This window comes from Priestia sp. VA7, assembly GCF_055710015.1.
On the sequence record NZ_JBVQPN010000002.1, the window covers coordinates 610,803 to 626,171 of the forward strand.

The following is a 15,369-nucleotide window of genomic DNA, read 5'->3' on the forward strand; positions in this document are numbered from 1 at the left end:
CTAGAAAACCTACAATTATTGCAATATTCCCCATGAACAATCGTTGTGTGTTTATTAACGATTAGCGTCCGTGTAGATCATTCATCTCAACATAAAAACACTATAACGATGTGTAGACATGCATAAAACAGAATGGGCAATAGTTCGTACTATACTTTAACATTGTATCCTAGGGGGAGTCAGGATGAACAAAATTAACTTAATTATTGCCGATGATAACGAAGATTCGGTTGAAATTTTAGATTATTTTATAGAACAGCTTCCGGAATTTGAAGTGATTAGCATCTGCAAAGACGGAGAGCAGCTTGTACAGGAAGTGATGGCTAAGAGTCCAGACCTTTTGCTCGTAGACATTAATATGCCTACGATTAACGGGGTAGATGCCATAAAAAAGTGCCTGCGCATTAAGCCGAATTTAAACTTCATTTTTATCACCGGTTATGATGAATTTGCTGTGAAGGCATTTGAGCTGTCAGCACTGGATTACATTGTAAAACCGATTGAAAAAACCAGGCTTTATATGGCGTTAGAGCGGGCAAAAAACTCCATTGGAATTGATAAAAATCAGTCAAAAAAGCCAGGGGAGAAATTAAAAAGACTACCTGTAAAATTTAATGGTTCTACTTATTACATTCCAATTGATCAAATTATTTTTATCGAGAAATCCGGAAAAAAATGCTTAATCTATACTCAATCACGTGTCTATGAGACATATGAAAATATTAGTGATATCTATATGTATTTGAACCCTTCTGTATTTAGTCAAACACACCGGTCTTATATCGTGAATTTACAGAAAGTTTCGCACATCACGCCAAAAAACGAAACATATCTTGTTTATTTCTTAGAAATTGATGAATATGCTCATATCTCAAAATTAAAAATCCAAGACGTTCAAAAACAGCTGCATCAGTTAATGACGAATTAAGAGATGCTGCTGCTTCTAAAATAGCTATGTTGATGAAAGGACGAAGCTTATGCAAGTTTCGTCTATTTCATGTGTCTGCTTTCGGAATAAATGATAGTAATATAGTTCTTAAGAGAAGAGTTAGATAGAAGAAGTAACGTTGAATTGAAAGGAAAGCAAATGATGTCAATTACTGGTCACTATAATGAATTTACCGTATTTCTTGCTGTCATTGTAGGGATTCTTGCCTCTTATACAGCACTTGATATTATGAGCAAAATGATAAAAAAACAGCGGAACAATTATTTGTGGCTTACACTGTCAGCAACTTCAATGGGGCTTGGAGTGGGGGCGATGCATTATATTGCTATGCTTGCTTATTATGTTCCTGTTAGCTTTCATTTTGATGCTGTACTTTCTGTCCTTGCTTTAATAATAGCGATTAGCGGATCATTAGTTGCGTTTTGGACATTCTGGAAATGGCGCACGTCGGTATGGTCAGGGCTTATTTTAGGAAGCAGCATTCTGGGTACGCATTACATTGCAATGGCAGCAATCGAAACAGAAGCACGCATTCATTATGCCCTGCTATCTGTTTTGCTTTCTATCATCATCGCCCTGGTCGTTGCATTTTATGCGATGCACTTGTTTTTTCGTTCGAAAAGCGTGAAGGCTAATCCGTTTCTTAAACTTGTTAGCTCTATTTTACTGGGCATTGGAATTTCAGTTATGCATTTCATCAGTATGTATGGAATGAAGCTGCATATTGCACACTCAGTTGCTAGAAAATGGGGGCAGTGGCTGCCGTATCAAGCACCATTTTCCAATATTATTGCAAGTATCACAATTACGCTACTCATTGTCTTCCTGCTCGTTGCAGCTTTTAAGCGTCAGGAAGAAGTGAGGGAGAGTCAATTAAAAGAAGAGTATTATCAATCTCTTTTTAACTACAATCCCAATATTGTGTGTGCGGTTGATTTGTACGGCAATATTCAAACGATTAATCCAAAAGGAATTGAGCTAACGGGATACACGTTGCATCAAATGGAGAAAATTCCGTTTCCTTATATGTTTAGAGAAGCTGAACAAGCTGAAGAATATATGTGGAAATCTCTGAGCGGAGACTCTGTTTATTATGAAGCAACGCTCATTCGCAAAGATAATCAGCCTGTATATGTTGAAGTAACGCAAATGCCTATTATTGTTCATGGTCAAATTAAAGGAAGTTACGTCATCGCCAAAGATGTGACGGACCGAAAAAAGGCTCAACAGCAGCTGTTGGATTTACAAAAAGATTTAAAACGCACGCTTTCACAGCAAGATGGCGCTATTTTTAAATTTGTCAAAAACGATAAAGGATATATTCATACCATGTGCGAAGGAAAGATGGTTCGTGAAATGGGATATGAGGAAATAGATGTTGTTGGTAAAACACTTGAAGAATTTTTGCCTGAATCCTACGCAAAAGAAAATAAGAGATACTATGAGAAGGCATGGGCGGGAGAGAAAGTGTCTTATGAAGTACTTTTGAACGACTTTGCTTACTATACGAAGTTAATACCTCATATCTACAAAGGAGAAGTACAAGAAGTTATTGGTTCTATAGTAGATATTACTGATCTTCACGAAGCAAGAGAAAAGCTGGCTAAAAGTGAAAGCATGTATCGCTCCGTTCTCTCTACAATGTCAGAAGGTGTAGTGTTTCATGATCTTGAAGGAAATCTAATTGCTGCCAATGCATACGCTGCTAAAATTCTAAACGTGCCTTACGACCAAATGTTATCGGTTAACCCTTTTGGTTTAGACTGGGAAATTATTCATCCTGACGGTACACCTTTTGCACTGGAAGACATTCCATCTGTTCGTTGTCTTCACACAAAAGAGCCTGTACGAAACACGGTCATGGGCATTTATTTAAATGAGAAAAAATTGACTTGGCTTTCGGTGAATGCTGAACCTCTTCAAGAAAGCAAATATTATAAAGGCGTAGTTGTCACATTTTATGATATTACAAAACAGCAGGAACAAGAACAAGATTTGCTTCATTCCAATCAGCAAATGATTATAGCAAAAGAAGAAGCCGAAAAGGCAAATCAAGCCAAGTCTGAATTTTTATCAAAAGTAAGCCATGAGCTTCGTACGCCTTTAAACAGTATTTTAGGCTATGCACAGATATTGGAAGAGCAAGGGGAAAAAGATTTAACAGAAAAACAATTGAATCGTATACGGAAAATTTTAAAAGCAGGTAATCATCTTCTTTATTTGATAAATGAAACGCTTGATTTATCGAAAATTGAATCAGGCCACTTAGCGATTAATCTTGAACCGGTGTCGGTAAAAGAGGCAATTGAAGACGCGCTTAAAATTATGAAACCACTAGCAAAAGATAAGCATAGTATACTTTATACTCGCTTTCACGCATACCAGGAAGTCTTTATTGAAGTAGATGAACTTCGGTTTCAGCAGATCTTATTAAATCTGCTTACAAACGCCATTAAATATTCGCCCGCTTATCGCGATATTACTATCTATACCGACATCACTCAGCATCACGTAACTATATCGATCGAAGATAAGGGCTTTGGAATTCCAGCTTCAGAATTAAATCGGATTTTTGAGCCTTTCTACCGTGTGAATAGACTAGAAAAAGACGGAACAGGAATTGGGTTGGCGCTTGTAAAACAGCTTGTTGTATTAATGAATGGAACGTACGGAGTGCGAAGTGAAGAAGGAAAAGGCAGTACATTTTGGGTGCGTTTTCCTATAGTCCATCCACCTGTTCCTAAACGATTATCCAGTGGAGGGGAAGCCGAGTCATTCTTAGGTTTTTCCATGCCAATTTCAATTGTGTATATTGAGGATAACGATACAAATATCGAGCTTATGCAATCGATTCTTTCTCCATATAAAAACGTTAAGCTCTTAGTTGCCAAAACAGGAGAAAACGGCATCGGGCTAATCAGGTCCATTTCACCGGATATGATCTTAATTGATATTGATCTGCCTGATATGAATGGTTTTGAGGTATGCACACAGCTTCAGCTGGAAAAAGAGTTGAAGCATATTCCTCGAGTCGCCCTGAGTGCAAGCGCGATGCAAAGCGATATCGATCAAGCTTTTTTAGTCGGTTTTAGTGAATACGTAACAAAGCCTATTCATATTGCAACGTTTTTGAATGTATTAAAACGCTTAACAAAAGCTTAACAAAAGTTTAGAGGGCTTTTAATTGACTTATTAGTGGACTCTTTGTAAAATAAAAACAACTTAATATATTTACTTCTTAAGGAGTAAAGGGGAGTAGCGTCAGGGAAACCTGAAACAAAGTCGTCATTACATGGAGTATTCCATCGGCTTTGTTGGCATAATGATTATGCTTAGCAAGACCTTTGCCATATTTGGCAAAGGTCTTTTTGTGTTTTATTCCGGTAATGAGGATAAATAAACTTATACAAGAAATGAGAGGGGATTTTTATGGATGCATCGCTTTTGTTAGAGTATGGATGGGTATTGTTAGTGCTGGTTGCATTAGAAGGAATTTTGGCGGCGGATAATGCTCTTGTGATGGCTATTATGGTCAAACATTTACCGGAAGAAAAACGCAAGAAGGCATTATTTTACGGACTAGCCGGTGCCTTTATTTTTAGATTTGGTTCGTTGTTCTTGATTTCATTTTTAGTCGACGTATGGCAGCTTCAAGCTATAGGAGCCATTTACTTATTGTTCATTTCCATTAATCATATTGTGAAGCGATATGTGAAAAAAGACGATCATGAAAAAGTGAAAGAAGCAGACGGAAAAAAGGGCTCAAGTTTCTGGATGACGGTTTTAAAAGTAGAAATAGCAGACATTGCTTTTGCCGTTGATTCAATTTTGGCTGCTGTGGCTCTCGCTGTTACATTGCCAACAACAAATCTTCCTCAAATTGGCGGACTCGATGGCGGACAATTCTTGGTGATCTTCGCCGGAGGAATTATGGGATTAATCATTATGCGTTTTGCTGCAACTTGGTTCGTGAAGCTATTAAATACGCGCCCAGGCCTAGAAACGGCGGCTTTTGCTATTGTAGGCTGGGTAGGAGTTAAGTTAGCGGTGTATACCCTTGCTCATCCGGAATTAGGTATTATTAATGAACATTTCCCTGAATCAAAAGTGTGGAAAATTACGTTTTGGATTGTGTTACTTGGCATAGCAGCTTCAGGCTGGTTTCTATCTAAAAATAAAGAACAAACTGATCTTGAAGGCTCAGAGAAAAAAAAAGAATCGTTAAAAAAAATTGAAAATCAATAATATAGAAAACGCGCCTTCAATGCTAATTGAAGGCGCGTTTTCTATATTAAGACAAAATACCTAGTTTGGATTGTTTAGATAAAGGGTAAAAGAACTAACTAATGTTTAATTATTTTATATCCGAATGTTTTGCTTTTTCGTTCATATTCTGTAGAGAACAGAAGCAGCTGTGAGTAATTCAGTTCAATGAAGTTTATTTCAGTTTATAAACATATATTTCAAATGTATGTTAATTGGTAAAATTGAGCTATTATGGGTTATAATAAAGGGAAATTAAAAGGAGCAGAGCGCTTCTCAACCCTGTTCGTCATCAAAAGAATGGATATTAACATGGTATAAAGCAACTGAGTATAGTAAAAGAGGTGAAGCCAATGCTCACAAAAGTTCAAACGCCTCCATCGCTTGAAACGCTTGTACTGACGATTCAGCAAGGGGATAAACAATTACATAACGAAATGATTCAACAATATAAACCGTTTATTGCTAAAGTTGTTTCAGCTGTATGTAAACGTTATATAAGTGAAGCTGACGATGAATTTAGCATTGGTCTGATTGCATTTAATGAAGCCATTGAAAATTACACAATCCAAAAAGGCAGATCCCTTCTTGCATTTGCGGAACTTATTATTAAAAGAAGAGTAATTGACTATATTCGAAAAGAAAAGAGAAATCAAACGCTGCTCTATGGCCGAATTGAAAATGAAGGTTTTATTCAAGGCAAGGTAGAAAGGGATATATCGCTTTCTAACTATAAAAGGCAAAATGAAACTTCATATATTCAAGAGGAAATGACTTATTTTTGTCAGACGCTAAAAATGTTTAAATTAACTCTTGAAGACATTATTAACACATCTCCTAAACATAAGGATGCAAGGGGAAATGCAGTGGAAGTTGCATCCTTTATCGTCAAGGAAAAAGAATTAAAAGATAAGCTGTTTTTAAAGCGGCAGCTTCCTATTCGCTTGATTGAAAAACATGTCAAAGTGAGCCGGAAAACAATTGAAAGAAACCGTAAATATATTATCGCGATGGTTATTATATTAGCGGGGGACTACGTGTATTTAAAAGACTATATTATGTAAGAAAAAGGCACACGCAGGTGCCTTTTTTTAGCCATGTTATGAAGTTATGTTTTATTTTTGTGTGCTGCCGCTTAAGTGAGCTTGAGCTTGTTGCACCAAGCGTTTTGTGATTTCTCCGCCTACTGAACCGTTGCTGCGTGCAGCAGTGTCAGAACCTAGAGTTACCCCAAATTCTTGAGCGATTTCATATTTATATTGATCTAAAAATTGTTCTACACCTGGTGTTAATAGTTTATTTGTTCTAGCCATGATTAGTCATCTCCTTTTTTTTTTAGTGGTACAGCAATGAACTGCTGTACCTGTATTATTTGTTGTTTCCTATTTTGCATACTGGTAATGGTTTGCAAGAAAGTATAAAAAAGCCCAGCTTTCAAAGAAGCTGGGCTTTTTTATATATTATTTTACAACTGCATATTGCTCAAGAGACTGAGCAAATGACTTTTGAAGAGATTTTACTTGTTCTACGTATGCATCAGATACGTGTTGGAATTCTTGGCGCGTTTTCTTTTGCTCTTCTACTAATTGTGTTACTACTTGATGATATTGTTCTTGAGCTTGCTTTACTAAAGAATAGCTTGATTTGCTTTGGTTAAGAGAAAGCTCTTGTAATTTATTTAATGCTTCATGCGTGCGGTTTGTCCATTCTTCATAAGAATCGGCAACAGCGTTTCCAGCTGTTTTACGTAAGTTTTCAACTGTTTTTTGTTGAAGATCTTCTAATTCAGCTTTCCATTGTTTGTCTGTTGCTTGAAGTTGTTCAACTGCTTTTGTTACAAATTCTTGCTGTTGCTCAAGTGCTTTTAACGTCCATTGCTCAATTTGTTTGTTTCCTTCTGCAATGTTTTGTAACCCCTTTGTCCATTGTTCCCACATTGCATCAATTACTGTATCATACTTTACTGTTGACATAATCAAATTCCTCCTTGAATAATTTGGTCTGGCGAACAGTTATCGTAATGAACAAAACGTTAAAGAAGAAATTCGTAGTTGTGTGATAAACCTAACATTCCGCGCTCGCTGGTTGACCGTGAAATTTAACATTATATTAGGAAACGCAGATGTACTGCGTGAATCCCTTTAATCGTTTTCTTCCTCTTTTGATTCTTTTGACTTTTTAGAAGAAGAAGAGCTAAAAGGGAACAACATGTCGGTATACATGTGAAAAAATGAATCTAACATGTTTTGATACTGTTCAAGTGAATTAGCCCACATGCTTAAATATTGTTCGCCGGCATCTGTTAATGAATAAATCCGGCGTGCAGGTCCTTCAGCTGAGGTATCCCATTGCGATGTAATCAAGTTGTCTTTTTCAAGCTGTCTCAGCGTGCGGTAGACATTTCCCTGATCAACTGATGTGAATCCAAAGCTCATTAGTTGCTGAATGAGCTTGTAACCATGTAGATTCCAACCTCTTAAACTTAAAAGAAGAAAAGGAACCATCAAGTTTTTTGGTGCACCGCTAATCGATTTTTCTAAGTTGTTTGAATTAGAGGTGTTATCTTTTTCACTTGATCCCAAGGTAATCACCCCTTCGAAAAAAGAGAATTTGTTTTCCATATGTGTAATTTACACCTAGATGAAAAACTTGTCAACACTTTAAAACAGGTCTTTCAAATACAGGAAAAAAGAACGATTTTTTGGATTTCGACAAAAAGCGTCAAAAAAATTCAAAAATAAACAAAGATTTAGAATTGTTTATTTTGGAAAACGTATTTATAATAGTACATGTAGGTAATTTTTATAACATTTATAATTTGTTGGTAAGTGAATTGTGAAAAGATTTACATTATCCAATAAATAAACGCAAAATTGGTTGCGTTTACTTAGAGCTTCTAATATGTCGCTTGTCACATTAAGTGTCCATATTGAAAGCCATCACTTTTAACGTACACAAGAAAGGAGATGGAGTTTTGGAACAGCAAAAAGTATTTGATCCGTTTCAAGCATGGAAAGACGTATATGACAAAACCGAATCTTACTGGGGTAAAGTTATTGGGGACAATATGAATCGTGAAGAATTTTCCCAGCTCATGGGAAATGTGCTAAATATGAACCTTCAATATCAACAAGCAGTAAATGAAGTAACGGGGCGCTATCTGCACCAAGTAAATGTACCAACAAAAGAAGATGTAGCAAACGTTGCGTCATTAGTCATCAATGTGGAAGAAAAAGTAGAATTATTAGAAGAGCAATTTGACGATCGTTTTGATGAATTAGAAGCACAGCAAGAAAGTGCATCTGCTTTGAAAAAAGATGTAACTAAGCTGAAATCTGATGTCAAATCGTTAGACAAAAAACTCGACAAAGTTTTATCTCTTCTTGAAGGGCAGCAAAAAACACAAGACGAGTTAAAAGAAACTATTCAAAAACAAATTAAAGCTCAAGGTGAGCAGCTTCAGGCTCAGCTGTTAGAAAAACAAGAAAAATTAGCTGAAAAGCCAAAGGCAGAAGCTAAATCTGAAGCAAAACCATCAAACGCTCAAAAAACTGAGCAGCCAGCTCGCAAGTAAGGTATAGGGGATTTTATAACAACATTAACTGCTGTATTTACAGTAAAAATCATCGCTGAAGAAGCAAGGGGGAAATTTTTCATGACAACATTACAAGGTAAAGTAGCAATCGTAACAGGCGGATCTAAAGGTATCGGGGCAGCAATTACACGTGAGCTTGCTTCTAATGGAGTAAAAGTAGCAGTAAACTATAACAGCAGTAAAGAATCTGCAGAAGCAATCGTAAAAGAAATTAAAGACAACGGCGGAGAAGCTATTGCGGTTCAAGCTGACGTGTCTTATGTAGATCAAGCAAAACACCTAATCGAAGAAACAAAAGCTGCGTTTGGTCAATTAGACATTCTAGTAAACAATGCTGGAATTACGCGCGACCGTTCATTCAAGAAGTTAGGTGAAGAAGATTGGAAAAAAGTAATTGATGTAAACTTACATAGCGTATACAACACAACATCAGCTGCGCTAACGCACCTTTTAGAATCTGAAGGTGGTCGTGTTATCAATATTTCATCAATTATTGGTCAAGCGGGCGGATTTGGTCAAACAAACTACTCAGCTGCTAAAGCAGGTATGCTAGGATTCACTAAATCATTAGCTCTTGAACTAGCTAAGACAGGCGTAACAGTTAATGCAATTTGCCCAGGGTTTATTGAAACGGAAATGGTGATGGCAATTCCTGAAGATGTTCGTGCAAAAATTGTTGCGAAAATTCCAACTCGTCGCTTAGGCCACGCTGAAGAAATTGCACGTGGGGTTGTTTACTTAGCAAAAGACGGCGCGTACATTACAGGACAACAGTTAAACATTAACGGCGGCTTATACATGTAATAAATGCTGGCCCTGACTTTTGTCGGGGCTGTGCTTGTTAACTAACTACTAATGGAATGAAAGGGTGTGTATATTCGTGGCAATTCCTTACGTGCAAGAGTGGGAAAAATTAATCAAATCAATGCCAAGTGAATATAAAAGTTCTGCAAGACGTTTTAAGCGTGCATATGAAATTATGACAGCAGAAGCGGAACCGGAAGTTGGATTAACACCAAAAGAGGTTATTTGGAAAAAGAACAAAGCGAAATTATACCGCTATACGCCAGTAAAAGATAACCTGCATAAAACACCAATCTTACTCGTATATGCATTGATCAATAAACCGTATATTTTGGATTTAACACCTGGAAACAGCCTTGTTGAATACTTATTAAACCGTGGTTTTGACGTGTATTTGCTTGACTGGGGAACTCCTGGGCTTGAAGACAGCAATATGAAGCTAGATGATTATATTGTAGATTATATTCCAAAAGCGGCGAAAAAGGTGCTGCGCACTTCTAAATCTCCTGATTTGTCTGTTCTTGGTTACTGCATGGGCGGAACTATGACATCTATTTTTGCTGCATTAAATGAAGACTTGCCGATTAAAAACTTAATTTTTATGACAAGTCCATTTGATTTTTCGGATACAGGTTTATACGGAGCATTCCTAGACGATCGCTACTTTAATTTAGATAAAGCAGTAGATACATTCGGAAACATCCCTCCAGAGATGATTGACTTTGGAAATAAGATGTTAAAGCCAATCACGAATTTCTATGGCCCATATGTAACGTTGGTGGACCGTTCGGAAAATCAGCGGTTTGTTGAAAGCTGGAAGCTAATGCAAAAGTGGGTTGCTGACGGAATCCCATTTGCTGGTGAAGCTTATCGTCAGTGGATTCGTGACTTCTATCAACAAAATAAATTAATCAATGGTGAACTTGAAGTTCGCGGACGCAAAGTAGATTTGAAAAATATTAAAGCTAATATTTTAAACATTGCTGCTAGCCGTGATCATATTGCGATGCCGCATCAAGTGGCAGCTTTAATGGACGCTGTTTCAAGTGAAGATAAAGAGTACAAATTGTTGCAAACAGGTCACGTATCTGTTGTATTTGGTCCAAAAGCAGTGAAGGAAACATATCCTTCAATCGGCGATTGGCTAGAAAAACGCTCTAAATAAAATAAAGAAGCGGCTGGAACAAAAGTATTTTAGCCGAAGTGAAAAACGAACCACTGATATTAGTGGTTCGTTTTTTTTTATGGTAAACGTAGGTTTCAAATATATAGTTGCTTCTAGCTGTTGCTTGGAGGGCAAGGCGAAGACTCCTGCGGGAAAAGCGGAACAGGTGAGACCCGGCAGGAGTGTCAGCGACGAGGAGGCTCACGGGCCGCCCGCGGAAAGCGAAGTCTTGCACGGAAATCAACAGCGATGTCACAAGCGGTTCAGCACATGTATCCCATTTGTTCGTCTTTAGATTGGATTCATTTAATTATGTCTCAACCTCGTTTTTTTTTGTAAACAGACAATATTGATTGACGGTTCTTTATGCGGGCTGCTGGAATATATGATATCTAATGACAAGTGAGGTGACTTCTTTTATACTAATGTAGTCACCTTCTTGAACATGGGATTTTTTACATGGATATTGCAATTCGTGTAACAATGAGTATGCTTTGAGAAGAAAGAAGAAAACTATTAGTATTATAACAAAAAAGGAATGTCAGATTATGCCGCAACCATGGAAACGACGAGTAAGGCAGATGTCTTCAGCTCAAATTATTGTTACATTTTACATAGTGGCTGTTACGCTTGGATTTCTATTACTTAGTATTCCAGAAGCTTTAAAGCCGGGAGTGAAGTTAGCATTTATTGATCGCTTATTTATTGCCGTTAGTGCGGTAAGTGTAACAGGGCTGACACCTGTCTCTACTCCGGATACATTTAGTACAACGGGCTATTTTTTGCTCGCTTTTATTTTTCAAATCGGTGGTATTGGTGTAATGACACTCAGTACATTTATTTGGATGATTTTGGGTAAAAAAATCGGTTTAAAGGAACGTCAGCTCATTATGACAGACCATAACCAATCCCGCTTATCAGGATTAGTTGACTTGATGAGAAATATTTTATTTATTATTTTTGCCATTGAACTAGTTGGCGCCATTGTTTTAGGATTACATTTTCTCCGTTATTATTCGAGCTGGACAGATGCATTTTTGCATGGTTTCTTTGCTTCTGTCAGCGCTACAACAAATGCTGGCTTCGATATTACAGGATCTTCATTTATTCCGTATGCCCATGATTATTTTGTCCAAGTGGTAACCGTTATTTTAATTACGCTTGGAGCGATTGGATTCCCTGTATTAATTGAAATTAAGCACTATTTTTTAACATTTAAAGATAAGCGTAAATTTCAATTTTCGCTATTTACGAAGCTAACGACCATTATGTTTTTTCTGCTGTTAGCAGGGGGAACAATCTTGATTCTTGTGCTAGAGCATTCAGGATTTCTAGCAGATAAGTCTTGGGATGAATCGTTTTTTTATGCATTTTTCCAATCTGCTGCCACAAGGAGCGGAGGAGTAGCGACCATGAATATTAATGAGTTTTCACTTCCTACGTTAATTATGATGAGTGCGATGATGTTTATCGGTGCTTCACCGAGTTCAGTAGGGGGAGGAATTCGTACGACGACGTTTGCATTAAATATTCTTTTCCTATTTTATTATGTCAGAGGAAATAAGACGATTAAAATCTTTCGCCGCGAAATTCATGAAGATGACATTATTAAATCAGTAGCTGTATCGATGTTAGCCGTAATCATTTGCTCGATTTCTCTTCTTATTTTAAGTATTACAGAACATTTTTCTCTCATTGAGCTTATTTTTGAAGTGTGTTCAGCTTTTGGGACAACAGGTTTATCAATGGGAATTACGGGAGGGCTTTCTGATATCGGCAAATGCGTTATTATGATTTTAATGTTTATTGGCCGAATCGGCATGTTTTCATTTATTTTAATGCTTCGCCGTCCAACGTCTGGACCGGATTATCACTATCCGAAAGAACGTATTATTATTGGATAAAAGAGGCTGAGGTAAAAATATGTTAGTTGAAGAAGAATCCGAACGAGCTTAATTCTTAATCAAGCTCGTTCGGATTTTTTTATGATGGTAAACATAGGTCTCATATGTTTAGCTGCTTCCAGCTGTTGATTGGAGGGCAAGGCGAAGACTCCTGCGGGAAAAGCGGAACAGGTGAGACCCCGCAGGAGCATAAGCGACGAGGAGGCTCACCGACCGCCCGCGGAAAGCGAAGCTTTGCACGGAAATCAACAGCGGTGTCACAAGCGGTTCAGATGAACTCATTTATCCCATTTGTTTGTCTTTAGATTAAAGTAATTTCGTTATGTTTCAACCGCTTTTTTACAGCTTTTTCTGCTTATATTACGCATCAGAAAGTGCATTCTAAGAAAAGGAAGTTCAATGGACTTCCAAGCATAGGAGGGATATATGATGGCAAAGCGTAAAGTGGGTTACAAATCAGCACTGACTAACAATAATACACCAAAAGAGAGCCTTTCAGATGCAGAATTTGCTGCTGAATATGCTGGCGGCGAGGAGCCGGCTAAAGGCGCGAATCGCAATTCGAAAAAAGGAAAGCAAGGTAAGTAACGATGAGCAAACATAAACAAAATAATAAGCATATCGCAAGCACTGAAGCGAAGCAAAAACAGTTACTGCAAGAAGAGTTCGGAGCGGAAATGGGCGATCCCAACGCAGCTAAAATATATGAATCCCTAGGAAAGACAAAGTCTGATAAAGAGCATGAAAAGAAAAAAGAATGTTAAAGAAAAAAACCTCGGATATCCGAGGTTTTAGCTTACAACTGGAAGGCCAAATGCCTCTACAGGTGCTGAATAAAGTTTTGTATCATTTGCTTTTTGATCATAATAAGCAAGAAGAACAGATGGTTGTTCATTTATTTTTCCCGTTTGTTTATAATACATATAGTCAAATGGAAGAATCTCTAAAACAGTGTGCTTGTATAATTCTTTTTCAGCAAGCTGTTCAGCTTCAAAAGCCTGTCCCATGATAGAAGGATTAGCAAGCATTTGCTGATAGTAATGAGAGCGGACTTGTTTTTCTACTTTATCGTCCCACCAAGGTTTACGAGGCTTATGCTTTTGGTTTTGTAAATAATCAATTTTCATAAACCCTTCAATCATTTCTTCATTTGAAAAATTCTCTGTTTCAATGTACTGTCTAAGGCGTTTGAATAAATCTTCAAGCTGATGGCCGATTCGAACCCAGCCCATTTCATCCCAATACGTCCCGAAGTTTTGGAAGAAATCAAAAGGTGTATCATAGCAGTGCTCTACTAAAAACTCTATTGTTTCATCCATTCGATGGTCATTCCAAAACTTTTCTAAAATATCTTCTACATGTTTAATGCGTACGACATCTGAAAATGGCAAGACGTTATTGCTTAAAATTTCATAAGGCGACTGATCCATGTATTGATAATTATAGTGAGGCGCACTTAAGCGTAAGCCAGTGCCGCGAAGCATTTTTAAAAAGCCTAGCTGAAGCTCTTCAGGGCGAAGTGCAAATACATCATTAAACGTATTCTTAAATGAGTTATAATCTTCGTCTGGCAGTCCCGCGATTAAATCTAAATGCTGATCGATTTTTCCGCCTTCTTTTACCATTGTTACGGTACGCGTTAACTTTTTAAAGTTTTGTTTGCGTTTGACTAGTTCATTGACAGCATCATTTGTAGATTGAACGCCAATTTCAAAGCGGAATAATCCTTTTGGCGCATTATCATTTAAGAACTGAATAACTTCTGGGCGCATAATATCGGCAGTAATTTCAAATTGAAATACGGTACCTTCACGATGTTCATCAATTAAAAATTGGAACATTTCCATGGCGTAGCTGCGGCTGATGTTGAATGTGCGGTCTACGAACTTAATCGTGCGCGCTCCGTTATCCATCAAATAGCGAATATCTTCTTTTACCTTTTCTCTATCGAAATAGCGAACGCCTACTTCAATAGAAGAGAGACAGAACTGACAGCTAAACGGACAGCCGCGGCTTGTTTCGATATATACAACGCGTTTTGAAAGTTCTTGACGGTCTTCTTCAAAACGGAAAGGAGAAGGCATTTCGCGCAGATCAATTTTATTGCGCTGCGGGTTTACAACTGGTTTTCCTTCTTTTCGGAAAGCCACGCCGCTTACGTTTTCAAACTGGCACTCTCCGTGAAGTTCGTCCAACAGCTGCTTGAATGTTTCTTCTCCTTCACCGATCGCGATAAAGTCAGCTTCAGGAATACGCTCTAGCCAGTGAGTTACATCATAGGTTACTTCTGGTCCACCGAATATAATGATGAGCTCGGGATTGATCTTTTTTAGCATTTGTGCGACTTTAATCGTTTCTTCAATATTCCAAATGTAACAGCTGAAACCAATAATATCTGGGTTGCGTTTATATAAATCCGTGACAATGTTCATAGCAGGATCTTTAATCGTATATTCGGCCATATCCACTTTATAGTCAGGCTCGGCATAGGCTTTTAAACATCGAAGCGCTAAAGAAGTATGGATATACTTCGCATTCAATGTACTGACAACAATGTTCATTCAAAAAGCTCCTTTTAACTCGTAATATGAAATCAATTTACTATTTTAGCACATTTGAGAAATAAAGTATAAATACCTTGCCACTTTTGTTGTGGAGGGGAAAGGATTTCGGTAAAATGTAACAGAAA

16 protein-coding genes and 1 riboswitch are annotated in these 15,369 nt (G+C 37.5%); of the genes, 12 read left to right on the top strand and 4 right to left on the bottom strand.

Annotation, left to right across the window (positions count from 1 at the left end):
- Window positions 1-184: 184 nt before the first annotated feature.
- The 4 genes from AC0C45_RS09610 (at window position 185) to sigI (ending at window position 6,276) form a co-directional block, all read left to right on the top strand.
- Window positions 185-928, top strand: a complete 744-nt coding sequence (locus tag AC0C45_RS09610) for a LytR/AlgR family response regulator transcription factor (protein ID WP_016763362.1) — start codon at window positions 185-187, stop codon at window positions 926-928.
- 144 nt (window positions 929-1,072) lie between these two features.
- On the top strand, window positions 1,073-4,111 hold the full coding sequence (locus tag AC0C45_RS09615; RefSeq protein WP_472928114.1) for a PAS domain S-box protein: 3,039 nt from the start codon (window positions 1,073-1,075) through the stop codon (window positions 4,109-4,111).
- Window positions 4,112-4,187: 76 nt separating this feature from the next.
- A riboswitch (yybP-ykoY riboswitch) is annotated at window positions 4,188-4,283 on the top strand.
- Between the two features lie 95 nt (window positions 4,284-4,378).
- A complete protein-coding gene (locus AC0C45_RS09620; RefSeq protein WP_237893682.1) occupies window positions 4,379-5,194 on the top strand; it encodes a TerC family protein in 816 nt (271 codons plus the stop codon).
- A gap of 371 nt (window positions 5,195-5,565) precedes the next feature.
- On the top strand, window positions 5,566-6,276 hold the full coding sequence (gene sigI, locus AC0C45_RS09625; protein ID WP_472928115.1) for an RNA polymerase sigma factor SigI: 711 nt from the start codon (window positions 5,566-5,568) through the stop codon (window positions 6,274-6,276).
- 51 nt (window positions 6,277-6,327) lie between these two features.
- On the opposite strand, the gene AC0C45_RS09630 is transcribed toward sigI, so the two are convergent.
- The 3 genes from AC0C45_RS09630 to phaQ all read right to left on the bottom strand — a co-directional run bounded on the left by AC0C45_RS09630 (window position 6,328) and on the right by phaQ (window position 7,833).
- Complete coding sequence (locus tag AC0C45_RS09630; RefSeq protein WP_013055933.1) at window positions 6,328-6,525, bottom strand: alpha/beta-type small acid-soluble spore protein; 198 nt, start codon at window positions 6,523-6,525, stop codon at window positions 6,328-6,330.
- A gap of 147 nt (window positions 6,526-6,672) precedes the next feature.
- The gene (gene phaP, locus AC0C45_RS09635) at window positions 6,673-7,185 is read right to left on the bottom strand and encodes a polyhydroxyalkanoic acid inclusion protein PhaP (RefSeq protein WP_013055934.1); all 513 of its coding nucleotides are present in this window, start codon (window positions 7,183-7,185) and stop codon (window positions 6,673-6,675) included.
- A gap of 168 nt (window positions 7,186-7,353) precedes the next feature.
- Window positions 7,354-7,833 carry a poly-beta-hydroxybutyrate-responsive repressor gene (gene phaQ / locus AC0C45_RS09640; RefSeq protein WP_013082201.1) on the bottom strand — a complete coding sequence of 160 codons (480 nt, stop codon included), beginning with the start codon at window positions 7,831-7,833 and terminating at the stop codon, window positions 7,354-7,356.
- 353 nt (window positions 7,834-8,186) lie between these two features.
- On the opposite strand from phaQ, the gene phaR reads away from it, so the two are divergent.
- The 8 genes from phaR (at window position 8,187) to AC0C45_RS09680 (ending at window position 13,444) form a co-directional block, all read left to right on the top strand.
- Window positions 8,187-8,786, top strand: coding sequence for a polyhydroxyalkanoic acid synthase subunit PhaR (gene phaR / locus AC0C45_RS09645; RefSeq protein WP_472928116.1), 600 nt, complete (start codon window positions 8,187-8,189; stop codon window positions 8,784-8,786).
- Between the two features lie 81 nt (window positions 8,787-8,867).
- Window positions 8,868-9,611 carry an acetoacetyl-CoA reductase gene (locus tag AC0C45_RS09650; protein ID WP_013055938.1) on the top strand — a complete coding sequence of 248 codons (744 nt, stop codon included), beginning with the start codon at window positions 8,868-8,870 and terminating at the stop codon, window positions 9,609-9,611.
- A gap of 76 nt (window positions 9,612-9,687) precedes the next feature.
- Complete coding sequence (locus tag AC0C45_RS09655) at window positions 9,688-10,776, top strand: class III poly(R)-hydroxyalkanoic acid synthase subunit PhaC (RefSeq protein WP_016763365.1); 1,089 nt, start codon at window positions 9,688-9,690, stop codon at window positions 10,774-10,776.
- A 120-nt stretch (window positions 10,777-10,896) separates the two neighbouring features.
- Window positions 10,897-11,115, top strand: coding sequence for a hypothetical protein (locus tag AC0C45_RS09660; RefSeq protein WP_280168953.1), 219 nt, complete (start codon window positions 10,897-10,899; stop codon window positions 11,113-11,115).
- Window positions 11,116-11,300: 185 nt separating this feature from the next.
- Window positions 11,301-12,680, top strand: coding sequence for a TrkH family potassium uptake protein (locus AC0C45_RS09665; RefSeq protein ID WP_256656514.1), 1,380 nt, complete (start codon window positions 11,301-11,303; stop codon window positions 12,678-12,680).
- A gap of 125 nt (window positions 12,681-12,805) precedes the next feature.
- Entirely contained in the window at window positions 12,806-12,985 is a 180-nt protein-coding gene (locus AC0C45_RS09670) for a hypothetical protein (RefSeq protein WP_162488939.1), read from the top strand.
- Window positions 12,986-13,106: 121 nt separating this feature from the next.
- Complete coding sequence (locus AC0C45_RS09675) at window positions 13,107-13,268, top strand: hypothetical protein (protein ID WP_013055942.1); 162 nt, start codon at window positions 13,107-13,109, stop codon at window positions 13,266-13,268.
- Between the two features lie 2 nt (window positions 13,269-13,270).
- The gene (locus AC0C45_RS09680; protein ID WP_013082205.1) at window positions 13,271-13,444 is read left to right on the top strand and encodes a thiamine pyrophosphate-dependent enzyme; all 174 of its coding nucleotides are present in this window, start codon (window positions 13,271-13,273) and stop codon (window positions 13,442-13,444) included.
- Between the two features lie 27 nt (window positions 13,445-13,471).
- On the opposite strand, the gene AC0C45_RS09685 is transcribed toward AC0C45_RS09680, so the two are convergent.
- A complete protein-coding gene (locus AC0C45_RS09685) occupies window positions 13,472-15,241 on the bottom strand; it encodes a B12-binding domain-containing radical SAM protein (protein ID WP_047931170.1) in 1,770 nt (589 codons plus the stop codon).
- Window positions 15,242-15,369 lie beyond the last annotated feature (128 nt).